This is a genomic window from Heyndrickxia camelliae (genome assembly GCF_002844575.1).
Classification (GTDB): Bacteria; Bacillota; Bacilli; order Bacillales; family Bacillaceae_C; genus Margalitia; species Margalitia camelliae.
Window position 1 is genome coordinate 1 of sequence record NZ_PIQO01000034.1, and the last position, 24,077, is coordinate 24,077.

At 34.9% G+C, this 24,077-nt stretch carries 19 protein-coding genes and 2 pseudogenes; 5 read left to right on the forward strand and 16 right to left on the reverse strand.

All coding sequences use genetic code 11. The features are described 5' to 3' along the window. Nucleotides 1-32 precede the first annotated feature (32 nt). Complete coding sequence (locus CWO92_RS23365; RefSeq protein WP_101356602.1) at nt 33-1,418, reverse strand: M20/M25/M40 family metallo-hydrolase; 1,386 nt, start codon at nt 1,416-1,418, stop codon at nt 33-35. 187 nt (nt 1,419-1,605) lie between these two features. Beyond that, nucleotides 1,606-1,999, reverse strand: a pseudogene (locus tag CWO92_RS23370) (CatA-like O-acetyltransferase); the annotation flags it as partial. A gap of 168 nt (nt 2,000-2,167) precedes the next feature. Here CWO92_RS23370 and CWO92_RS23375 point away from each other — a divergent pair. The 4 genes from CWO92_RS23375 (at nt 2,168) to CWO92_RS23390 (ending at nt 6,983) form a co-directional block, all read left to right on the forward strand. After that, nucleotides 2,168-2,965, forward strand: coding sequence for an HAD family hydrolase (locus CWO92_RS23375; RefSeq protein ID WP_101356603.1), 798 nt, complete (start codon nt 2,168-2,170; stop codon nt 2,963-2,965). 128 nt (nt 2,966-3,093) lie between these two features. Beyond that, nucleotides 3,094-3,246: a hypothetical protein gene (locus CWO92_RS25675; RefSeq protein WP_165786763.1), complete on the forward strand. Its 153-nt coding sequence runs from the start codon at nt 3,094-3,096 to the stop codon at nt 3,244-3,246. A gap of 1,828 nt (nt 3,247-5,074) precedes the next feature. Further along, nucleotides 5,075-5,368, forward strand: coding sequence for a hypothetical protein (locus CWO92_RS23385; protein WP_101356605.1), 294 nt, complete (start codon nt 5,075-5,077; stop codon nt 5,366-5,368). Continuing rightward, nucleotides 5,361-6,983: an FAD-dependent monooxygenase gene (locus tag CWO92_RS23390; RefSeq protein ID WP_101356606.1), complete on the forward strand. Its 1,623-nt coding sequence runs from the start codon at nt 5,361-5,363 to the stop codon at nt 6,981-6,983. The genes CWO92_RS23385 and CWO92_RS23390 overlap by 8 nt, the downstream gene beginning before the upstream one ends. A 1,269-nt stretch (nt 6,984-8,252) precedes the next feature. On the opposite strand, the gene CWO92_RS23395 is transcribed toward CWO92_RS23390, so the two are convergent. From CWO92_RS23395 to CWO92_RS23445, 11 genes are all read right to left on the reverse strand, one after another. Then, nucleotides 8,253-9,125 (reverse strand): YitT family protein, encoded by an 873-nt coding sequence (locus CWO92_RS23395; protein ID WP_101356607.1) that lies wholly within the window; start codon nt 9,123-9,125, stop codon nt 8,253-8,255. Nucleotides 9,126-9,405: 280 nt separating this feature from the next. After that, nucleotides 9,406-10,815 (reverse strand): S8 family peptidase, encoded by a 1,410-nt coding sequence (locus CWO92_RS23400; protein WP_133120607.1) that lies wholly within the window; start codon nt 10,813-10,815, stop codon nt 9,406-9,408. Nucleotides 10,816-11,089: 274 nt separating this feature from the next. Further along, on the reverse strand, nt 11,090-11,281 hold the full coding sequence (locus CWO92_RS23405; protein ID WP_101356619.1) for a YbxH family protein: 192 nt from the start codon (nt 11,279-11,281) through the stop codon (nt 11,090-11,092). Nucleotides 11,282-11,296: 15 nt separating this feature from the next. Then, the gene (locus CWO92_RS23410) at nt 11,297-11,542 is read right to left on the reverse strand and encodes a sigma-G-dependent sporulation-specific acid-soluble spore protein CsgA (protein ID WP_101356609.1); all 246 of its coding nucleotides are present in this window, start codon (nt 11,540-11,542) and stop codon (nt 11,297-11,299) included. Between the two features lie 120 nt (nt 11,543-11,662). Continuing rightward, nucleotides 11,663-12,649, reverse strand: a complete 987-nt coding sequence (locus CWO92_RS23415; RefSeq protein ID WP_101356610.1) for a hypothetical protein — start codon at nt 12,647-12,649, stop codon at nt 11,663-11,665. Continuing rightward, a complete protein-coding gene (locus CWO92_RS23420; RefSeq protein ID WP_101356611.1) occupies nt 12,646-13,587 on the reverse strand; it encodes an ABC transporter permease subunit in 942 nt (313 codons plus the stop codon). Before CWO92_RS23420 ends, CWO92_RS23415 begins: the two co-directional genes overlap by 4 nt. 213 nt (nt 13,588-13,800) lie before the next feature. Next, nucleotides 13,801-15,516 (reverse strand): ATP-binding cassette domain-containing protein, encoded by a 1,716-nt coding sequence (locus CWO92_RS26625; protein ID WP_321207771.1) that lies wholly within the window; start codon nt 15,514-15,516, stop codon nt 13,801-13,803. Then, the gene (locus tag CWO92_RS23430; RefSeq protein ID WP_235851665.1) at nt 15,513-16,448 is read right to left on the reverse strand and encodes an ABC transporter permease subunit; all 936 of its coding nucleotides are present in this window, start codon (nt 16,446-16,448) and stop codon (nt 15,513-15,515) included. The genes CWO92_RS26625 and CWO92_RS23430 overlap by 4 nt, the downstream gene beginning before the upstream one ends. Before the next feature lie 36 nt (nt 16,449-16,484). After that, complete coding sequence (locus tag CWO92_RS23435; RefSeq protein ID WP_101356613.1) at nt 16,485-19,223, reverse strand: ABC transporter permease; 2,739 nt, start codon at nt 19,221-19,223, stop codon at nt 16,485-16,487. Between the two features lie 471 nt (nt 19,224-19,694). Continuing rightward, a complete protein-coding gene (locus CWO92_RS23440) occupies nt 19,695-19,985 on the reverse strand; it encodes a DUF2653 family protein (protein WP_101356614.1) in 291 nt (96 codons plus the stop codon). A gap of 3 nt (nt 19,986-19,988) precedes the next feature. Next, complete coding sequence (locus CWO92_RS23445) at nt 19,989-20,414, reverse strand: hypothetical protein (protein ID WP_101356615.1); 426 nt, start codon at nt 20,412-20,414, stop codon at nt 19,989-19,991. 190 nt (nt 20,415-20,604) lie between these two features. Between CWO92_RS23445 and CWO92_RS23450 the strand changes: the two genes are divergently transcribed. Then, on the forward strand, nt 20,605-21,381 hold the full coding sequence (locus tag CWO92_RS23450) for a DUF1836 domain-containing protein (RefSeq protein WP_101356616.1): 777 nt from the start codon (nt 20,605-20,607) through the stop codon (nt 21,379-21,381). A 405-nt stretch (nt 21,382-21,786) separates the two neighbouring features. Here the strand turns inward: CWO92_RS23450 and CWO92_RS26190 are convergent. The 3 genes and pseudogenes from CWO92_RS26190 to CWO92_RS23465 all read right to left on the reverse strand — a co-directional run bounded on the left by CWO92_RS26190 (nt 21,787) and on the right by CWO92_RS23465 (nt 23,467). Beyond that, nucleotides 21,787-22,522 (reverse strand): annotated as a pseudogene (locus tag CWO92_RS26190) (class I SAM-dependent methyltransferase). Nucleotides 22,523-22,765: 243 nt separating this feature from the next. After that, nucleotides 22,766-22,981 (reverse strand): hypothetical protein, encoded by a 216-nt coding sequence (locus CWO92_RS23460; protein WP_101356617.1) that lies wholly within the window; start codon nt 22,979-22,981, stop codon nt 22,766-22,768. Beyond that, the gene (locus CWO92_RS23465) at nt 22,982-23,467 is read right to left on the reverse strand and encodes an NUDIX hydrolase (protein ID WP_101356618.1); all 486 of its coding nucleotides are present in this window, start codon (nt 23,465-23,467) and stop codon (nt 22,982-22,984) included. Nucleotides 23,468-24,077: the final 610 nt, after the last annotated feature.

Genomic DNA, 24,077 nt, shown 5'->3' on the forward strand with positions numbered 1-24,077 from the left:
AGAGGTGGGTTTTGTCCCAGCCTCTTTCTATATTATTGCAATGCCTTTGAAAAACCCGATAACATGTAAGCCATGTGAACAACACCCTGTTCAAAGTCCTTTATTCGAATAGATTCATTCGGCGCATGTGCCTTCGACTCTACCCAGCCAATACCAGTACTTACAATTGGAAGCTGCAATTGTTTGCCGAATTCATACATTGGGCCGGTTCCTGCTGAATTAGGTGCTAGAACAACTTCGGTTTGATAAGTTTCTTCTGCTGTTTTTAGAACATGGGCAACAAAAGGATGATTATAATCAGAACGATAGGCTTTTTGGCCATTAATCAATTCAGCTTTTACATCTGTAAAGCCATGATTTTCTAAATGAGCTTGTACACATGATAAAATATGATTTGGATCCTGCCCCGGAACTAACCGACAGTCTATTTTTGCTTTTGCACTTTTAGGAAGGACCGTTTTCGCCCCTTTTCCTGTATAACCACTCTCAAGCCCGCAAATAGTCATAGTTGGATGGAACACCATGGCTTCCCTTGGATCCACCCCTTTTTCCGTAGTAATAAGTGGTCTTTTTAATCCGTATAAACTTGAAATTGCCTCTTCAGAAAATGGAATTTTCTTCACTGCTTCCATTTCGGTATTCGTTGGATCTACAATACCGTCATAGAAACCCTCTACAAGAATTTCATTACTAGCATTTTTCATCGTTCCAAGTGCATGAACCAAACGCCATGCTGCATTATCAACATATGCCCCAACAGAAGAATGCATATCAATATCAGCACCAACACATGTTAATTCCAAATATGCCATCCCTTTAATGCCGGCAACCATACTAATGCGGTCCTTTTCATCCTTTCCGCCAAATTCCCAAATACAAGCATCTGCCTTAAAAAGATCTTTATACTTTTGTAAATAAGGTGCTAAATTCGGACTCCCTATTTCCTCTTCACCCTCAATTAAAAACTTAATATTACAAGGCAATCCGCCATCTACTTTTTGAAGGACTTTTATGGCAGTCAAACGCGCAACTAAATCTCCTTTATTATCAGAGGCACCTCTTGCAAATAATTTTCCATCCAAAACAGTTGGAGTAAATGGATCTGTATTCCACTCCTCAAGCGGCTCTGGAGGTTGAACATCATAGTGATTATAGAATAATAATGTTCTTTCTTTGTCACCATTTTCCCCTGCAGCAAAAAACCCGTATACAACCGGATTTCCCCCAAGATCATCTAAAACCTTTGTTTCTCCCCCAATGTTTTCAATCATCGAAACAACATGGGCAACCGTTTCTGGAATGGCAGAATCTTGAGCAGATATCGTCGGAATACTTAAATAACCTTTTAATTGTTCAATTGCATCGTCCAATAAATCACTTGCGTTTTCTTTTAAACTATTTAAGTAGTTTTCTCCCACAATAAATCCTCCTTCAACATTTGCTTTACCTACTATTTCGGCATACGAAACAAAAATCCTGCATCTTCATCCTTTTTTATTTGTTTAAACTGAATATTTTATCATTTACCCTAATGTTGAATGAAAAAGGAGCTGTCAGAACAATAAATTAATGGAGCCAATCATTACAATTATTTGCTATTTGCTGTTACTCCTCTATAAAACGACTAGCATGATGAACTTGTAATGAAATAGGTAACAATGTTTTATGTTCCTGTGTAAAATATTTTCCTCCTGTAATGATAGGTAACAAATAACATTATTTATATTAAGATTAAAACCTGTAAAGCTGACCCAAGGAATACTAGAAATAGGAAAAGAATTTTCCGGAATATTACTTTTCGTCATAAAACCCTTACATTTGAATATTTCTTAATATCTTCCAAATATTTCCCATAGAAAACATGAAAATCATTCGAGTATTCCGTCCATATACACGAGAATGTCTTATCATCATCATGAAATATAGTATAATTAGGGATCATCTCATCCCAATACCCTAGAACACCATCATCATTAAAACAAGTTCTAAACTCTTTATGAAGCATTTACTGTATGCAGATCATAAAATCCCCCGTTATTGGAACTATGATTTTTCTTGAATCCACCTTCCTTGTTTATAAACTTCATTTAATCTGAACACTGAGTTTACATTACATTAATATTTAGATGATATGATTGGTTTACTAACGAAAGAGGAGGCAGAATAAATGGATATGCGTGCAATATTTATTGATATGGATGGTACATTATTAAACGCCTCAAACACCATTTCCGGCAAAAATATGGAGGCTATTAATAGTCTTATTAATAGTGGAGTAAAGGTTTTTCTTGCTACTGGTAGACACTATGACATAACCGCTCCCTATCATAAAGAGCTTGGTCTAAAAACTCCAATGATTTGCTTAAATGGTGCCTCTATTCACGATGCAAAAACAGGCAAAGCTATTGAAATGAAACCGATACGACTGAACGAAGAACGATTTCATCAGCTGACTGCCGAATATCCTTGTAATGTTATTGTCCATACAGCAAATGGGCTATATTGTAAGAATATGGATGAAGAAATTGATTCTTGGACAAAAGTTGGGCAAATACCACCACGGTATATTGGAGATTTAAGACAGGCAACTTATCAAGATGTTCTTAAATATAGTGTTCGAACAGGTTCACCATGTACCAATTTATCCGCTATGTTTAAAGAGGAAGGTGAAGTCATCAATTGGAATGATGGGTTTGAAATAGTTGCTCCTAATGTTTCCAAATGGTCTGCAATAAAAAGTTTACTACGAATATTAAGAATTAGTCCAAGGGAAGTCGCAGCTATTGGAGACGGGCCCAATGATATAGAGATGCTTCGTCATGTTGGTACTGGTGTCGCAATGGGGAATGCAGGAGAAGAGGTAAAAGCTGTAGCTGATTTTGTTACCGAGAATCACGAAAATGATGGATTAGCTGAGTTTATTGAACGTTATCTAGCCAAGTCTTACAAATCAAATGTGATATAGGGTTATGTACAAACTTTTTCATCGACATATATCAGATGAAAATATGAAAGCCTCAATTTCTCCACATATACCTAGTCTTTTTAACCAATAATAAGATTGTTGAATAGCACTAGCAGGAGGTATTGTATATGGAACAACATCCTAAAGAGAAATTGGATTCTATTATGAAACCAGAATTTGCAGGAACGGATGCACTACAAGTAAAACAAGAAATCAAAAAAGATGTAAGCGCAGGTCAAGGTGCAATGACATCCCGAGAGGCAGGAGCTATGCGCGATTAAGGTATTAAAAATATACTTAATCCATTGGGTGTATTATCTCTCAATGGATTAAATGTACAGATTGTAGTAAAGGTTATTTTCACAAAGTATTGTGACAATTTCCCACTAAAAAAGTTGTAAACTCCTTTATAGTATTTAGTTCTAATAAAGCATATGTTTCCAGAGTCCATGGTAATGGGTTCTACCTTAATTGGTTAGAATCATTTACTCCATAAATAGTAGCCATAATGTTCTTTAGATATTCTTGGCAAATTTCTCATTTTAGAACCAAAATTATAACGTTTTATGATTTTGAGTATTATCTCTTACACCAAAAAGATTGCCTCAAGAATTTCCAATCTCTTCTTAATTCTAACATGATAATTAAAATAAATAGATTACACGTATGCGTTTATTACATATTTTGATTAGAGATTGCATATATAGCAATAAAAACACCTATAATTTACCTTTGAGAAATAACAATCTTTTTATTTTAGAATCTCCCCTTGGTTATTACGTTTGTGCCCTTTTTGCAGTCAAACTTAGGACACTCACTAAGTGGCTTTTTTATATTCAAAACCTCATATTTTTTCTTTTTCATTACAGGACATCTACCCTCTCGACTCCAGACCCTCTCAAGTTGATTAATAAGACTGCTCCCTCCCCTTTTCCTTTTCATATCAGTACTAACCACATATTTGTAATTCCCCTCGACTTTTATGATCTTAAGTATATCTGCCTTTTTTTTGAATCGGGATTACAAAAGTAAAGACTACATTTTCTTTATTCCTTATAAAATTATAGTCATAACTCACTCAGCAAGATAACCTATCCAAAAGTTTTAGTTAAATCTTTTTATTATTATTTAAATGTATCTAAAGGTTCACATCCGTTTACTTTTTTTAAGAATATTTATATGGTTCTGCATATCTATTAATTGCAATTTTTGCAATTCCATTAAACTCAATTGAAATTGTATAAGATCGAATAAATAACGACCAAGGTTCATTTATGTCAAGACAATCCCTTTTGTCATTCATTCCTAAACATCACCTACTTAGGTTGCACTTGGTAATATCTATTTAGTAAAAAATAGAAAAGCTACCCTAGGTTATTCCATAAAAATTTGTTACCCCCTTCGGAGGTCAGCTTGTATTAATTAACTGATTCTAATACCATTGTTATACCCATACTATCCCCTGTAATTACCCGACACGAGGCAAATACAAACCCTCCTACCTGTAATTTAAGAGTGGCTTTGTTAGTAATTTACTGAATATCTTCGAGACCTTTGAAAAAATCCTAGGCTAAGAGATTCAAAATAAAAAAACACTCGAATCTCTCTAAGATAAGAATAAATCCCTCATCGGTTTAAATGCTGAGGGATTCATTTTTTAATTCGTACCCATATGTCTGTAATTGTGTAAATTAATCGTTCGATCAAAATTAATCTTGTATTCTTCTAAGAGACTAATGTGTTTCCAGCCTAATGGAGAAATATGACTCAATAAATATTCAGGAAAAAGATTCGTCTGCATTAAACATTCAGCTACCTCGCTTTAATAAATTGTATTCCAGATCGTGATTGTATTGATTAAAATCCTGAGTGCACTCGCAGGCTGACAGTTGAGAAAAAAGGGAATCGTTTCGTTGTATTACAGTCCTCGCTAATTTATTCTGCGATGAAAATTACGTGAGATAATTACCTTTTTCCTCTGGATACTGCGCCATATACTCAATGTTGACACCGTAAAAAAATTGTAGGTTATTTCCATATATATTTATTGATTTATATTTAGATATGCATTAAGATATCTATAAAGAAATACAATTAGGAGTGAAATTCATGAGTAGACTGAAAAAGCATGCAAAGAAATCTAAAAAGGAAATTCATCAATATCCTTGGAAAGTGGAGTCTGATTTATTTGCCCTTTTTAGTAAATATTGTGAGGGTCTCAACTTGTCCGTAAACGAAGGATTATCCTTATTAGTACAAGAGGAAGTAGAAGAATTTAAAAATGATTTATCGGATGAGAGCATTAATGAAATCCTTTTAGAGTTTAAAAATCGTCGGAATGTGCCGTTTCCTCCCAATACAAAAAAACAATCCTCTAAGAAAAGAGGCGTAGAAAATGAATGAAAAACATATTCCAGTCTTAATTGTTGGTGGTGGCTTAGTCGGTCTATCAGCTGCCCTTTTTTTAAGTCATCATCAAGTTCCTTACCTGCTTATCGAACGTCATTCAAACACATCGATCCATCCTCGTTCTCGTGGAATAAACATTCGTGCAATGGAGATAATGCGGCAACTTGGTTTAGAAGAGGAAATAAGAAAAGCAGGGGCTTCCATGAAGAATAATTTGGGAATTGTCCATGCGGAAACGCTTGCTCAAGCCAACTTAACCAAGCATCTATCTTCTCCCAAAAAAATTCCTCCCATCTTACTTGAACTGATGGAGCAAGCGAAAATACTAAGTCCAACAGATGGTTGTAAATGTACACAAGATCAGATTGAACCAGTACTGCTCAATGCAATTCATCAACGAGGAGGAAAAACGCTCTTCAATACAGAACTGATCCATTTCCAACAAGATGAGAACAAAGTGACTGCTACTATAAGGAATAGGATAAATGGAAAAAAAGAAATCATTCATGCAGATTATTTCATTGCAGCTGATGGAGCGAATAGTTTCATACGAAATCGTTTGGGTATCAAAATGCCTGGTCAATCACTGGGGCATCAAATCAACATGCTATTTGAAGCTGATCTAAGTGGATTATTACTGGATGGTAGCTTCAGTATCTGTAACATAAAAAACTCTCAGACTGAAGGAACCTTATTTTCTGTTGGTCATTCCCATCGTTTTACCTACCATGTGACTTACCACCCTGAAAAAGGAGAGAGTTTAAAAGATTTCACCAATGAAATATGTATAAAGTTGATCCAACAAGCCATTGGACTGCATCAAATTGATATTAAACTGCTTAGTATTTTACCTTGGGAAGCAGCTATTCGTGTTGCGGACCTTTTTCAATATGGAAGAATTTTCCTCGTTGGTGATGCAGCCCATATAATGCCACCTACAGGGGGATTTGGCGGAAGTACCGGGATTCAGGACGCACACAATTTAGCATGGAAACTAGCAGCTGTCATTAAATATCAAGCAAGTCCAGTACTTTTAGAAACATATCAAACGGAGCGACAACCCATTGGAAAATTCACAGCTGAACAAGCTGGTTTATTAGCTAATTCAGGAGTATTCGCAATTATGAAAAAGAAAACAGATGAACCTCCTAATCCAGCCGATGGGCTTCTTATTAGTTTAGCGTATCAATATCATTCCTCAGCAGTGATCACAAACATAGATGAGAAGTTTCCCATGACGTATTTAGTACTTGATGGGCGACCAGGTACTCGTGCACCACATGTTTGGCTAGAAAGGCAAAATCAGAAACTCTCTACATTAGATCTATTTGGCAAAAACTTCGTGTTGCTAACGGAATTGGAGTCATGGTCTGAAACTGCTTGCGAAGTTTCAGAATCTATCGGAGTTCCTATCGATACTTACTCTATTCACTCAAAAGGAAACCTGAAGGATATAAATAACGATTGGAAATCTCACTATGGTATCTCAGAAGAAGGTGCTGTACTGGTAAGACCGGATGGTTTCGTAGGATGGCGATCTATCAACGGAAAAGAAAACCCTAAACAAGCTTTGAAATTGGCGCTAAGCCAACTGTTATGTAAGTTATAAAATAATTTTATCAAACGGGAAAACAGCCTTAACTCGTTTAAAAGATAAGGCTGTTTTTTTGCTCTATTAACATTCAATCTTTGAAAAAAGACAACATAAAACTGTATGTTATAAAACTCTTTTTTTATCAATATTATTAAGTGTACTTATTGCTTAGCATAGGATTCTTACAAAATGAATGTGCCCCCCTATTAATAGCCTTTATACCAGCGAGGTGCAACCAGTGCAAAGTAAATAATTTTCTATTTGATAAATTCCTTGTCCTAAGGACATGATAAGATTTTGCTGATACATGTAATTTAAGGAGGAAAAACACATTGAAGCAAGATTGGAAGCTTGAGGAACATATTGTACACTACTCATACTACGGAAATTAATTCCCACCTAAATGAATTTTTGTCACTCCTTTCATTGGAAATTGTACTCATTACTTGTTATAAATAACGTTGCACATTTTCGTCAAATTGTGATAGTGAACAAGTGACTAATTTAAATGTATTAAGTATTTAAACATTTAAACAATGAAAGACGGATTCCTTTTACTTCTTAGCAGTCGAAATTTCTTAAAAATGAATTTCAAGTTTAAATAATCTTTCAGTTGGAGTACATTCCGAATTATTAAGAAAAAACTAAAAGACTAAATAATAATATTGGGAACCAAAAATACCAATCTGAAAAGTACTTATGTACTACATAAAAAAATTATCCTTTAATGTTTCGGTTAGGTACAACATCGGTTAGAATATTATTGTTTATTGATGAGTTTTTTAGAAACAAATAATTAGCATTTTTTGTAGCATTACCTTCCCTTCCTTGATAAACTGCAACACATTCACTAGTGTGAAATCAATTATTTATCTCTTTTACATTTTATCAATCTCATTAATTAATTATATAGAAAGATTGATTGCACAAGAGAACATCCAATATATTCACTTGACTACTACAATCTTTATTGCTTTATTCTGTAAAATTATTGGATATTCCTTTTTTCCGCTAACCCCTCCTTATCATTTCTATATGTTTCTATACCTAAAATAAGCCGCTTGAACATGATTCAGTATTTTTTGTAGTTATACTGGCCCATTATTTTCACAAATGGAAGGGGAAATTACATGTGAATCCTAATATTAATTTCTTGCTGTTGACCTAAGCTCTCGTAGTTATCGTATTCAAAGATTCCAATTACATAAAAAATCCACAAAAAAGTCCTTCTAGCAATACGAAAAGGAATTTTTTATGGATTTTTATTTAGGCTTTACCTTCATCCTAATGAATATTATTCTTTCTGAAATTACCGCCTTTAACTTCTGCTACATCATATACTGTGACAAATGCCCCATCATCAATTTCATGAATGATTTCTTTTATTTTGCTTTCTTCTAAGCGGTTAATGACACAAGTAATTTCCTTAAATTTTTCATGTGAATAACCACCGTATACTTCATTATACGTTGCACTCCGACCTAAACGATCTCGTATGGTTTCTACCATTAATTCAGGCTGCGTGGTTATAATTTTAAAAGTCTTAGAGCCGCTTAATCCTTCTTCTACAATGTGTATCACTTTAGAAGCAATAAAATAAGCGATAGCGGAAAGGATTGCACCCTGAAGGCCGAAGACCGTTGAAACAAAAATAAATACAAATAAGTTAAGGAAAAGAATGAAGTCACTTGTCCCAAAAGGTAATTTACGAGATAGCAGTACGGCTAACATATCAATACCATCTAGGGCACCGCCATTACGCAATGCTATCCCCATACCAAAGCCGAGAATAATTCCACCGACGACAGTAACTAACAGGGTATCGCCTTCAATAATCGCGGGAGTATGATGCAGAAGGCTTGTTCCAGCAGCAAGAGATGCTATTCCAATAACGGAATAAATGGCAAAACTTTTTCCAATTTGTTTGTATCCCAACCAGATAAAAGGGATATTAATAATGACGATTAGAGCACCTAATGGTAATCCAAATAATTTGGAACCCACGATACTAAGCCCTGTCACGCCCCCGTCAGATACGTTGTTTGGAATTAATACCGTTTCCAGACCATATGCTGCAATAAATCCTCCAATAATTATTACAAGTCCCCGGAGAATCGATTTAAATGTTTTTGACCTATGTTTTTTAATCTTGTTCATATCATTCCTCGTTTCATGATAATTTATTTAATTTAAGTTTACCATAAATCAGCTTGTACCATTATTCTAGAAGCTCACAAACGCTCAATTTCTTTGCAAAATCTGATTTTCTAAAAATAGAGGCTGGGACATAAGTAAAAAAATCATTGAAATTGGTTAAATCTACGAAAGCAAAAACGCATGAAATCAAGATTTTTAAATTTGATTTCATGCGCTTTTTTGATTTTCACTGTGTTGTGNTGTTGTGTCCCAGCCTCTTTGCTAATTTAAAATAATTCTTCTAGTGTAACTTAATCGTCTTGGTACTATATCCCGTGTTATAACCAGCTTTCTTAATAGTTGTTTTAAGCCGGTAATAACCTTTTGGGTAATCGCGGGTTGTCACCAATTTAAATGAGGCAAATCCATTTGCATTAGCTGTTGCATGGATGCTTTTAATCTTTCCTTTTGGTGAATAAATAGATAAGGTTATATTAGCTTTTGAGATAGGTTTTTTTGTTTCTTTGTCGGTAACCTTTGTAGTTATCCATACTGTATTCCCCATGCGATAAACGGTTTTATGGGTAGAGATGATGATGGACGTAACCTTCTTACTTTCCATCTTCAGTTTCTTACTTGTACCTGCCATTGTTTTTTTGGGTTTAGTTGAATGGACTTGGCTCGTTGATATGTATGGTGCTTGGATTAGCCCGTATCCATATAAATAGTCTTTACCTTTTTTTCCTAAATCGATTGCCTGATTATCTAGTATTTCTCTCAATTGAATATTAGATAGTCTTGGATTTGCTTGCTTTAATAAAGCTAGCGTTCCGCTTACAAAAGGAGCTGCCATCGAAGTTCCACTCATATAAGCATATTCATTATTCAAATAAAAGCTTAAAACATTCACTCCAGGAGCTACTACCTCTAAACCAGCACCTGTTGCAGAAAAAGTTCCACGCTGATTTTTATGGTCAACGGCTCCAACAGCAATTACAGAATGGTATTTCGCGGGGAATTGCACAGTATCCCCCGTACCTGAAGTATTTCCTCCATTCCCTGCAGCTGCTACTACCAAAATGCCTTTATTGTATGCTTCATCTACTATTTGCTTCAGTGCAACTGATTTCTCTTTAGTTCCAAAACTTAAATTAATTATATCCATATGGTTTTTGATAGACCAGTCAATCCCAGATATAATGTCCGATAAATACCCGGTTCCATCAGAATCTAGTACTTTTACTGCAAATAGACTGGCATCTGGAGCGACTCCAACAATTCCAATATCATTATTTTTAGCACCGATAATACCGGCAACATGGGTTCCATGTCCATTATCGTCAGAGTAGGATTTTGTATAGGAAGCAAATGATACTCCCCCTGCAACATGTATATCATCATGTTTCGATATCCCAGTATCAAGAACAGCCACTTTAATACCTTTGCCTGTATAATTTGATTTCCAGGCAAGTGGAGCCTTTACATCCTTTATAGCCCAATCTGTCCACTGACCAGCTATTTTCACTTTATGATCTTGTTCTACAGCTAACACATTCTTACGTTTCTTTAATGATGCAATATCCTCGCTCGGAATTTTTACGGAAACAGCTGAAACATTATGGAAGGACTGATCAATCTTTCCATTCACATGATCGATTGTCTTCTTATCAATCTTATCTTTAAAAACAACAATCACTTTATCTGTCTTCATCTCAGCCTTCGATACCGGGGTGAATATTGAAAAAATAAGGAAACTTACAAATATAGAATAGAGTACTTTTTTCAATATCTAGTCCACCCTTCAAATGAAATCTATCAATCTATAAGCTAATTTTAATAGATTTCACTCCTCTTGAATAGTAGAAAAAATCGTTGAATTTCCCTATAAAAGAAAAAGATCCAGACGTGGATCTTTTAATTATTGTTTACATAATAATTTTATTATTAACTATAGAATTTAATTTACATAATTAAATTATCGTAAATTAAATTTGGTGCTCTTCACAATATTTGTCTACTAATGCTTCAATTTTCGCATGCTCCGGATATTTTCCTGAAAAATCGAATCTAATTTCCTCGATAAACCGGCCATTATGAGAAACATGGATAGCACCATTCTGGCTGATTACACTAAATTCAGGTTCGAATAAATAACCATTTCTTTCTATAGCTCCGATTATTTCCACCGCCTATTATAAAAGTTCGTATACCTCATTTAATTCTTTAACTCTTTTTTCATCCTGTTCTTCAATTGCATATCTTAATTCTTTTTCCAAAATCGTATTTAAAAAGGCCATTTCCCCGTCATTTAGGTCTCTAACAAAATCACCCTCGTTTTTGTATTGGTGGTGTAAAAGCTTCTTATAGATTTGCTTCCCGACATCGCGGTTAAGGTGATTCGACAGTGTCTCACGTAAATAACCCAGTGTAACATCCATCCCATTTCATCCTTTCTATTCTTGAATACAAAAAGATATCCCTAAAGATTAAGTTGTTTCATTATCATAAAATCATACGTTTTTCGAAAAAAAATATCCAAGAATCTTAGATCCTTGGATTTAGCCTGCTTCGTTATGTTTATCTTCTTTATAAATGGATTTTTCTTGCTTTCTCCAGCGAAATAAAAATGGTTTTCGTTGCACAATTAGACCTCGATGTTTTCGTAAATGATATTCTAATATTCCTTCCCCTAGAGAAACGAATACAAACATGGACAATGTAATAAACATAGAACCAAATAACGGAACCCAAGGAAATGCATCGAAATCGATTAATACGTCGAATAAAAACATTGGCCATACTAATGCAGTGTTATCAATAGAATAAGCAGGACTACCTTGTTGGGATAATGACTGCGAAATGAAAATACCGAATATCCCTAATTGTCCGAGTAAAAAAAGCATACTCCCAATATGCTGTACAAAATAAGCAACCCATTGTGGATAGCAGTTCGGCCAATAATAACGTTTCCATAAACCAATTGGTTTAGACCCGGCCAATATACCTGCTTCATAATAGGTTGTATTCTGAATAAGCTTTACACTTTTATATACTACTTCGCCAACCTTCCCTAACTCAAAAATAATAAGAAAACTTATCATCCATACTGCACGATGTGGCGAAAAAATAAAAAACGGAATCGTCGAAATAATAATGACATAGAAGAACACAGGCAAACGGGAAAATAAATAATTCCACCCTTGCAAAATATATCGAAAAAACGATAAATGGGCAGCTGCAGCACCTAATGGAATTGCTATTAGAAAGGTTATCACCGAGATGGAAAAAACAGTTGATAATGTTCCTCTCGTCCCCATAATCAAAGCACTGTATATATCTCTGCCTTTTTTATCAGATCCTAAAATAAAGTCCTTATTAGGTGCATATGGTGGAAGAATGAAATCTAGATTGCTCTCTGGTCCAACTACATAACTGTGAGGTGTGACATTTTTATCAACCTTTGGTAAGTATGGTCCGAAAAAGAAAAAGATTGCAAACATTGTACATCCAATTATGCCAATCCATAAAGAAGGAATTTTTCTCATTCATGACTCCCCCTTCTTTTTGGGTCTAAAAGAAAATCAAATATTTGATTCATCCATTGTGCTATTAATAACATCACCATTATTAAAAGGCTGAAACCGATGACTGCAGGTACATCAATTGGTAAAGGTTCTCCAGGCATAATAGAATATCGTATATGTATTGCATTGATTAATCTTGAACCAATTCCATGATACAAGCTTAAAAATTCCACTACAAACATTCCAGACAATAAGGTGAGGACAATAGGCATAAAATGCTGCAGTAGCTTCGGCATTGCATTTCTTAAAATATGTTTCCAAAGGATAACTCTTTCCGGAACCCCTTTTGCCTTGGCGGTTTTGATATAGTCCTGTTCATCTTCTTCCTCCAAAGCCTGAGATGTATACCTCGCTATAACAAAAGCAGGATACATACTTAAAAAGAAAATAGGAAAAAAGATATTGTACCATTCCTCATCACCATACATATCTAAACGTGGAAAGCCATGTCGCATTGCGATAGATAATATTGTTTGAACTAGGAAAATAAGGAAGAAATCTGGAACGGATTGTCCTAACCAAGTGGATCCCTTTCCAAAAATACGTCCCACTTTACTTTGATGGCGATAATCAAAAACCCCCTTTCCAACTCCCAAGAGAATACTTAAAAGCAGTGCTGGAACAAGTATTACAATACTTCTCTTAAAATAGAGAGATAATTCGACCTCGACAGGTTGATCAAACTTTGTGATTCCTAAACTTTTTTCTGCTTTCACTTCATCAAAGTAATTGGTAATATTTTGCTTATACTTTTCCCAAGTAAAATGATAGGACATAACGTCTAATGTCCCCTCACGATGGGATTGGGTATCTCTTGGAAGCAGCACAATCATTATAAGAACACTAGCCATACATACCCATAGTAAAAGACTGCCCATTAATCGTAAAACTAATTTCATAGATTCACCCTCTCAAAACAGCACAAGGTCTTATTTTTGTATGTCCATAATATTACAAATTATTTTATAATTGCAAGTTATTTTTAAATAATTTTACATTTATTACAAATATTTTAAGAGTTTAAATGAGTAAAGGGAAAGTTAAAAACTAACTTAAATTATTAGAAAAATGTTATTCCCAAATAAAAATCCAAGCAATGCTTGGAAATTATTTTATAAACCTACGATGTCTTCCTTGCAGGTTTGTAGAGTATCGGAAACAATTTTTCCATCCTTTATCTCCACAATTCTATCTGTTTGTTTTGCTAAATTCGGATCATGTGTAATCAAAATTATTCCAATTCCATTCTCTTTGTTTAATTTCTTTAGTAAGTCAAATACAATCTTACTGCTTTCTGAATCCAAATTACCCGTTGGTTCATCAGCTAAAATCCACTCCGGACGATGAACAAGTGCTCTTGCAATCGCCACTCTTTGCTGTTGTCCGCCAGAAAGCTGCGAGGGCAGTGCATGAACTTTATCCTTTAAACCCATTTCATCAAGAAGTTCAATCGCCCGCTCTTTTTTGCTGTAATCCACTTTTCTAGTGAACAATGGACACATTACATTTTCCATCGCAGTCAAAGTTGGCAATAGGTGAAATTGCTGAAAGATAAACCCGATTTTTTCAAAACGAAAATTTGCTAGTCGTCTATTTTTTAAATTTGTAATAATCTCTCTTTCAAAATAGATGTTTCCTTTTGTTGGTTTATCAAGTGCACCAATTAAGCTTAATAGAGTTGATTTTCCGGACCCTGATGGCCCAATTATTGTTGTAAAAACTCCTTTTTCAAATGATATATTAATCGATTCTAATACTTTCGTTATAACTCCGTCCCCAGGATAATCTTTTGAAATGTCCTCTAATACGATTAAATCTTTAATCGAGTTGCCTTTTTCCTCCAGCAAAACGCTAAAATTGGATGCCGATTGTTGTTTAGTGCTAAACTTTTGAGATCGAAATAAAAATGGTCTTCTCTGTACAATTAATCCTCTTTGTTTCCTTAAGTGATACTCCAAAATTCCTTCGCCCAAAGAAACAAAGAAAAACATAGAAAGGGTAATAAATAATGAACCATAAAGCGGTACCCATGGAAAAGCATCAAAATCAATTATTACATCAAATAAAAACATAGGCCAAACTAAGGCATTGTTTTGAAATTCAAATTTAGGCGACATTTCTGGATGAACAAAAACTTGGGAAAGAAAAATTCCGAATAGACCAAGTTGACCTAAGAGAAATAATATACTTCCGATATGTTGGATAAAATACGCTAGCCATTGCGGATAACACCCAGACCAGTAATACCTTCTCCATAAGCCAAATCGTTTTGTGCCAGCTAAGATGCCTGCCTCATAATAGGTGCTTTTTTGGATTAGCTCCACACTTTTGCGAACAACTTCTCCAACTTTTCCTAACTCAAAGATAACCAAATAACCCATTAGCCAAAACGGCCGATTTGGAGTAAAAACAAAGAAAGGAATGGTTGATAAGAATACCATACATAAAAATACAGGAATTCTTGAAAATAAATAGTTCCATGCGTGTAAAATCTTTTTTACAATCCTCCAATGTGCTGCTACAACACCAAAAGGAATACCGAGTAAAAAAGTGATAAGTGAAACAGATATGACAATTTCTAATGTACTGCGAGTACCCATTATTAACGCACTATAAATATCCCTGCCTTGTTTATCCGAGCCCAATATAAACTGAGAATTTGGAGGGAAAGGAGGCATCATATAATCTAAATTGCTTTTCGGGCCAACTACATATGGATGAGTGGGAACTTCTGGATCAACTTTTGGTAAATATGGTCCAAAGAAGAAAATAATCGCAAAAAATCCACACCCTATGATCCCTATCCATAACGATGGAATTTTTCTCATAGCCTAATCCTCCTTCTCTTCGGATTAAGAATGTAGGCTATTATTTGTTCCAACCACTGGGCCATTAATAGCATTACTAATATTAGTAAACTAAATCCGATTACTGCAGAGGTATCAATCGGCAGGGGTTCGCCAGGCATTATTGAATACTTGATATGCATCGCTGTTATTAAGCGTGTACCTATACCATGATACGAGGTTAAAAGTTCTACAACAAACATTCCAGAAAGTAACGTTAATACAATAACCATAAAATGCTGGTGCAATTTAGGCAAACAATTTCTAAGCATATGCCTCATTAACACTGCTCGTTCCGGTACTCCTTTTGCTCTGGCTGTTTTGATATAATCTTGTTCCTCCTCTTCTTCCATGGCCTGACAAGTATATCTGGCAATAACAAAGGCAGGATACATACTCAAGAAAAAGATTGCCAATAGTACATTGGAAAGCTTGTCATCGCCGTACATATCAATCCTTGGCAATCCATGCCGCATGCCAATAAACAGCAATGTCTGTACTAGAAAAATAAGAAAAAAATCCGGTACAGATTGCCCCAACCATGTTGCTCCTCTCCAAAAAAAGCGGCCAAATTTTCCGCGAAACTTATAATCTAAAATACCTTTACAAATCCCCATAAAAATACTCAGCAACAATGCAGGCAATAATATAATAATGCTTTTTTTGAAATAATACTTCAGTTCCGTTTCTACAGGCTGATCTCGATCTGTTTTGCCTAAACCTTTATATTTCTTTACAACATCCAAATAATTCCTAATATTTTCTTTATAACTTTCCCATTTAAACTGATAATACATGACGTCCCGATTACTATCATCTCGATACGTACCTGTATCTCTAGGAAATAAAATTATTAATACGAGAATTATAGAGATGCAGCACCAAAGTAATAAACTTCCTAGAAGACGAATCACTAGTCTCAACATATTTACCTCCTCTCTAAACAATCATTATGACATTAAACGTATCGTTACCATGACCAAACCAGTAAGCAGGAGGATAGAGAGTACAGCAAAAAGCGCCTTAAACCAAGTTTCTGTCCTTCTCTTATTGGAAAATGAGTGTAAAACACCTTGGGCTGGTTGGATATGAACTGCCCTTTCTGCGGGAATTATAACACCTAATACTCCAGCAAAAACCGGTATTAAACCTGTCGCTAAAAAGAACCAAATTTGCTCGGTCGGGGATTGTTTGTACATACCCAACATAATAAGGAATGAAAGACCTAACCCCAATATTCCTGCAATGATTCCATTAAACACACCCTCCCGATAAATTAACATTCTAATGGAAGAATTTTGCCACCCAACAGCTTTTAAAAGTGCAATCTCTGGTATCCGTTCCGAAATGTTTTGCCACATTATTTCCGCAGTTGTTAAGATGGCAATTGCAAACGCCACTCCCATCGCAATGTAATGGGAAGTGCCAATCTGCATTGCAACATATTCCCCTAACCATGATGTATACATAACGCCTTTTAGCTTAAAAGTAATAAACAAAAACAGACTTAGCAACGCTGTCGGTAATGCCATTGCTACTATGGATAAGACAGAGCGCTTCCATTTTCCTAAAAAGTGATTAAATGACATGGAAATACTGCCTGTTGATTTAATAAAACGATGGGCTGTCGAAGAAATTTCTCCAGTCCTCATTGCTTCATAAGGATTGATTCTACTTGCTAAATATGCAGGTCCTATTGCACCTAACCAGTAAATGACAAGTCCAAACAATCCGGCTAAAATAAAGCGTAAGGCAGAAGTTTCCGCTCCTTTCATTATGAGAACCCATCCTAAAATCAACCATGCTACGATAGCTACAAAGCTTCCTAATATAGTAGATTCTAAAAATAATAGCTTAGTAATTTGATTAGGTCTCCATCCAATTGCTAGCAATACAGCAAACTCTTTTCGCCTTGCATACAGAGAAACGAGACCGGATGCCAACACATATACAATGGCAACTACCATAACACTAGCAATTATTCCTGAAAATCCTACTTGAGTTTCATGATAAATGGTATAGGCTGAGCCAATGTTAACCCATGGTTGTTCAATCCATCCCATTTCTTTTTGGTCATTAATTGTTGGTACATGTGTTAGAACCGATTGTGGTGATGAACCCAAAGTGATGTCGGTAATCAATCCAGTTTTATCGAGAATTTCCTTTGCGATACTTTCAAGCTTTTGCTGGCTTTTATCATTTAAAGTTTTCACACCAGCCACTTTAAGGCGAATCGCGGAAATAGGCTTCTTCCCTACAATCTTTTCTGCTGCATCAATAGTAGTTAATATAGATGGAGGTTGACTTAAGAGATCGTAAGCACCATCTGTTGGAAGCAAACTTTTTGGTGGGTTCACTGGATTTTTATCCTTATCCAAAACAAGCTGTGCCGATGCAGGACGATATGTTTCCATTGGCAGCTGTGTCAGAGGATCTTGAGGAACGTTTAGTTTACTCGGATCATATGTGCCAATCCATTTGGGATCTACACTAATCCACTCGTCGCCACCGCCATAATCAACGATAAATCCATTGTATGGTCGAAAAATGCTTGTTTTCAGGTTAGGATCCTTATAAGTTTTTAAGTCAAATGCATATGGCCATTTTGTTGAAAAAGGACTTTTTATTTTTTTATATCCGAGCATACTTGGCTTATCTGAGATGGTAACAGTATCGCTAGAACTACTGGCCATATATACATATTTTGAGTCAAAGTCAATTCCGGCTACTTCCTTCATCATTGTTTTGTAAACTTGCTCCGGTGAAAATGTAAATTCATATTTTGGACCTTTTTCATTTATAGGTAATGTCTTTAAGTATTTCTCACCTCCGTTTTTCTTTACTTTTTCCATTGTTTTGTTCGCTTTTGTGACAGTATCAAAAGGTACATCTAATGCTTGTATAGTGTAGGTTATACTTTTCTTCACTCGCGGTTGATTACTTACAATAATCGGGATTTCGGGAATGGTACGTTTAAAAGCTTTTGAATCTCCTATACTATCAATCTCCTCCGTTCTTATAGTTGATTTATCGGAGGAGCTAAAATAGCGGCTATAACCTTGATTAAGGATAGATTTATCTAATCCAACTAATTTTGCTTCTTGTTCCGGGTCAATTCCAGCCATTAAGAGTGAATTAACTAAAGATAATTCTCCATTATAAGCAATTACACCGTATTCAAACGGATGATTTACATTTCGATCATAGGGGTCAAAAGTACCGACAGGAAAGAAAAAAGAATTAGTATGTATTTTCTTAGTAACACCGTTGTCCGTCACTTCTTTTTCGCTATACTTATATAATCCACTTTCAGTAAGAGGAACCTTTTTAGGAAACTTAAATCCCAATCTTATATATCCAATCATTGCAATTGGAGCAGCTACATCCACCCCTTCAATTTCTTTAATTTTTTTATATTGAGCAACACTGATCCCCCCGCTAATTCCGCTCAAATAGTTAGGTTCCAGTAAATGATTTACTTCTGTAGTACTGCGAGAATCTGGCGGTCTGACTACAATGTCATAAGAAGCAGACCAATGTTTTGCCAACGTTTGTTCAACTGTCCCTTTATTAGATTGCGATAGACCGACAAGATAACTTAACCCGGAACTGACAATTAAGGCACCAACAAGGAGTAAAATGAAGCGTTCCTTATGACGCCACCAATTTTGCCAAATAAAACGAAACATCGTATTCCCCTCCTTTATTTATTCATGCGAAGGATTGCGATTGTTAATGCTATTAAAAGAAGCAGCAATAATATAGGTAAAACGAAGCAGCTTCTTCCCCCTTGGAATAAAAAAATATTTTAATATCATTGTTCGAATTGTGTCTAAATCACTTTAATTGGAAAGTTTTTTTAGTAGAACGAATGATGTGGTTAACTTTAGAGGACAATTTCTAAGAGGCTTTTTATAAGCGAGTATAATTTACCAGTTGATGTGACTTCCCTCCTACTTTTATATAAAATTCCTATTATGACCATTTTATTACAAATTATTTCTTTATTTCAAGTTTATTTTAAATTTTATTACTATTGTTACAATCCTACCACTAATATGGGACAAAGTACCTGTCCCTTCATCCCATCCCTTCATCCCAAAAAAGTTTCTCGTCCATAGAAAAAACCAAGCCAGAGTAATCCAGCTTGGTTTTTGTGTTTAACTAATGTAGGCTACGATGCCTTCCCCTTCATGTAAATCTAAGCGAACACCTACAGAAAAGGGGTCTTTATTATATTCTAAGTCGATCCAATTTCTTAAAGCCTCGACCATTCTTGCTTCTGATATTATTTCTGTTTGACCATTTACTTCAACTTCAGCAGAATATCCTTCGACATCATCAAAAAGTAGTTCCACATAAACTGCTTCCGGGGTAATTCCTCTTTTATTTGCGGTGAATACACATATAGCATTTACTATTTCTTGCTCATCTATTTTTATTATTTCCATTTATTAATACCTTCTTGGCCTTAGCAAAAATTTAAATACTCTCCAAATGACCATCAAAATGATGATAAAGAAGATGATATTGAATATTGGCGCCAGAACATTTCCAAAAGCTCCAAATGTGGAACCGAACATATGTCCCATTAAATAGCCGCCTAATCCACCTAATAGCATTCCTTTAACAAAACTTCCCTTACTGCCATTTGAATAGGACTTATTCGAGAAAAAGGATTTCGTATTATTATTTTTTGTTGTTGAGTTATACGAATTACTTTGGCTATTGTTTGGTTTTTGATATTGATGTGTCGGCGGTGTATAAGATCTCTTTATCGATCGATATCCTTTCGCAGAAGCATCATGTGAAAACCCTAGTCCTAAAATGGTAAAGGCAAATGTGAAAGCTGTCACTACTGCAATTAATTTTTTTAACATTTACATTCTTCTCCTTTAATATATCCCTAACAAAAGAAATCTATCATTAGATTAGTTCCTATGAACTTATTATATGAACTTTTAATTAAAAAATCAAGTGTAAATTCATTAATTCCTAGCTGTAATTGACTTTTTTTCTAAAAAATCATAAGCTAAGTTCATAAGAACTTATCGAACTGGAGATTAAAAGATGGATACTTTTCACCTTACAAGAAAAGAAATGGCAGAACTCTTGCTAGCTTTAAAGGGATGGAATGACAAAAAGCCTTTAAAAATATTACAAGAGGGTTGGTTAAGGTCAACAAATAATTCAATAAATGATGGAAGTACAATCAACACATTAGTTTCCACCTACTTGCCACCTATTTTTGATAAAATATTAAAGGAAACTCAGATTGATATTGGGCTTTCATTAAATGAAATCGTGGCATTAGGCAATCAGATTGAGAATACAAATTTCTCCGCAACTGCTGTACAAAATTGGGTTAAGCGAGATATGAAAGAAATGATTGTATCCCCTCAAAAAGGCAAAAAATATTCATTAGAACAAACAGCATTATTATTTTTAATAGAGGATCTTAAGTCCTCACTTGATTTTGAATCAATACGCCGTCTATTAAAACTCATCATTAATGACCCAGAGGATAACGAAGATGATCTCATTAATCCTATTCATCTGTATGCTACATACTCCAGCTTATTTGATGAGCTAAATTGGAGAGGTACCGATTTTGGTGAGAAATTAAATTTACATACGGTTGCAACTATGGAGAAAATTATTGAAGCTAAAGCCAAGGATATTGTAGACGGCTATGCTAATATCCATCAGCAACAGAGGGAAGCAATTAAGAATATTATTGTTATCGCTACTCTATCCGTGTACACTGCTTATTATCAGATGCTAGCGAAACGATATTTAAAAGCTGCACTCTTTGCACAAAATATTGAGGAATCCTATCAAGAATAAAGCAGTTTGTATTAATCTTATTCTGTTTTTTAATTAACAATTTATTGGAACATAACATTTTTTATAATAAACAAACTTGCCTTAAAAATTGGCAAGTTTGTTTTTTTGATTTAATTAAAGCTTTTTGCTAATTGCTTCGATTACAATTTCTAGTATAAAGAGCTTCGCCACAAAATAGATATGATTACATTCTCACATGGTACTCTGTAAGCACAGGAAGGTAGACTTATTCACGTGGTGTCTTCATTGAAACCAATACTATTTTTATATCATTTTTTAACTGCTGCAATTGGAGGGAAGGTAAAACGCAAATTATTATCCGGCATAAAGCTCTTGACATTTTATATTAGAAGGAGGGAAATATAAATTACGCGAATTGACTTTCATATCCACCTATTACTTACCTTAATTGCTTTTGTAGCAACATTTTATATATTTATCTAATGGTCTATTTCCACCAAAATTATCCTTATAAAACCCATTAAGTACAAAACCAGCGTCAAATTGCCCTTGAATTTGATTTTCTAATGTATGTCCGAATTCAATTATTGTATCGGTTGTAAGATATTTTTCTATTTCCTCTTCTGTTAGATTATCTAATGATGACGAGGGAATGGAGTTTTTAACTACTAAGTTTCCCTTCCTATCAAATAAATCAAAGTGGATTGGTAAAACCAGAAATGAGAACACCTTTATCTTTTAACACTCTCGATGCTTCTTTCCATCAGGACGTACGTCTTTTACAAAAAGATTGGAAACGGGATGAACAATCATATCAAACTATTCATTTTTAAAAATAGAGAGGTCCGTCATATCACCTTGAACCGTTACTAATGTTAATCCTTCTCGGTTTGCTACAAGTTCATCTTGTTTTAATTGCTATCGATTACAGTCACTAGTGCTCCTGCTGCTGCCAATATTGGGCCCTGTTGACCTCCACCTTAGGCTAAACATAATATTTTCAATCCTTGTAATGTTTTCGGAAGCGAACTTCTTGGAACAGGGTTACCTGTTGTCACTGTGATTTACCTTTCTCCTTTTTTGCTTTTTTCAATAATCTCCTTTGTAACAGCCATAGTATAAACAGACTGTTTTTCTACTTTTTTACCCAGGTCCTTCGATTATGCATAGTCGTATCCATATTTAAACCTCATTCTTTTTTTCTAAGATACTCCAACTTTTTCAAACCCTAGCTTTTTTCACCTGCATAAAACAAAGTCGATGGTGCTCAGTAGCGTACCCCTTTCTACATTCATCAGGGTGTATCCTGTAACTACTGTCCGCTCTTTGTGTTAATTATTCCTTCATTATAATACTTAAAAATCGAGTCACAGGAACTCTGTTTGGGTAGTAAGCTTCCCTGCGTTTCTTGGTCTTTAACATTTCATAAACTGTATTCATCAAATTTTTGCGAGGAGGAGCCACCACATGGCTGTTCGCCTGAAAATGCCATTCTATAAGCCATTACCTTTTCGCTTTGCCATTGTGTGGGGCTCACTACGCTTTCTCTATAAATTTTTATATTAAATATTTCTTGCTCTGCTTTTTCAAGATGATTTGACATTTTTCCTTCTTCTACTATTTTTTGGATTGAAAACATTTATTTTAATACTTTCCACTCCTTGTATATATCAGCATTAATTCCTAAATTCTTTGTCTTCAGCCACTCAAAGGCTTTTAAAACTAATGGAGAAGCATTATCCAGAGAAACATCTTTTTCGGAAACCCATACTGCGCCCAATGAGTCCTGTCCTTTAAATTGTTCCGGTAATTTTATTGTTCCGCCAATACATTTAACAGAATAATAGACAGCTATATGGTGAACATGCGTAAACTGGTTCCATAACCAAGGTAATTTAAAATCTATTACTCCGATGTTTTCTTCGATTTCCATTTCAAGACCAGTTTCTTCAAGGAATTCCCTTTTCATTGCTTCTGATAGAGTTTCACCTTCTTCCAAACTTCCTCCAGGTAAGTCAAAACGATTTATATATGGACCACCATTTTTATTTATTACTAGGAGTTTTCCATCTTTAACATATATACCGTACACTCCAAAAGCTCTATGATATTTCTTATTAGACATATTGAGTTTACCTCCTAATGAAACTATTCTTTATAGAAATAAGTGCCACGTCTAAACTTGAAATAACACTGGTAACGAGTTCAAATAGCTTGGTATTAATATTAAGAACTAAATCATTTGCCACCCAGCTGTTATCGGTTGATTCTTCCGGTATCAAACATAAATTGTGTTGGAACATCCGTGACGGTATCATAAAAGTTAATTATCCCTGTATTCGAATAGATTCTAAACTAAAATTTATAATCCGGTAACTTTAATTTCACATCCCAATGCATCCATCAGATTTTCTCCAATTTCCACTTATCCAACAGAAAAACCCCAACCATTATCACGGGTTTTTATTAAATGATATAACCTTGTCGATCTTCTACATATCCACCAACAACAACGAAAGCATTGGAAATGTCTATTATTCCCTCCTTACAAAGTAATTCTTCTATTTTATTCCATTTACCCCTTCTAACTTCCTGCTAAATGTACAATAATGTAAAAAAGAGCTGTAATCGATGGTCACAGCTCTTCTACATTCTTCATATTGATTCGCTCTAAAGGACAAGCCGGGCGGGATTCCCGGTCACTTTGTCCTTTTGAACCGCTCTAAAGGACAAGT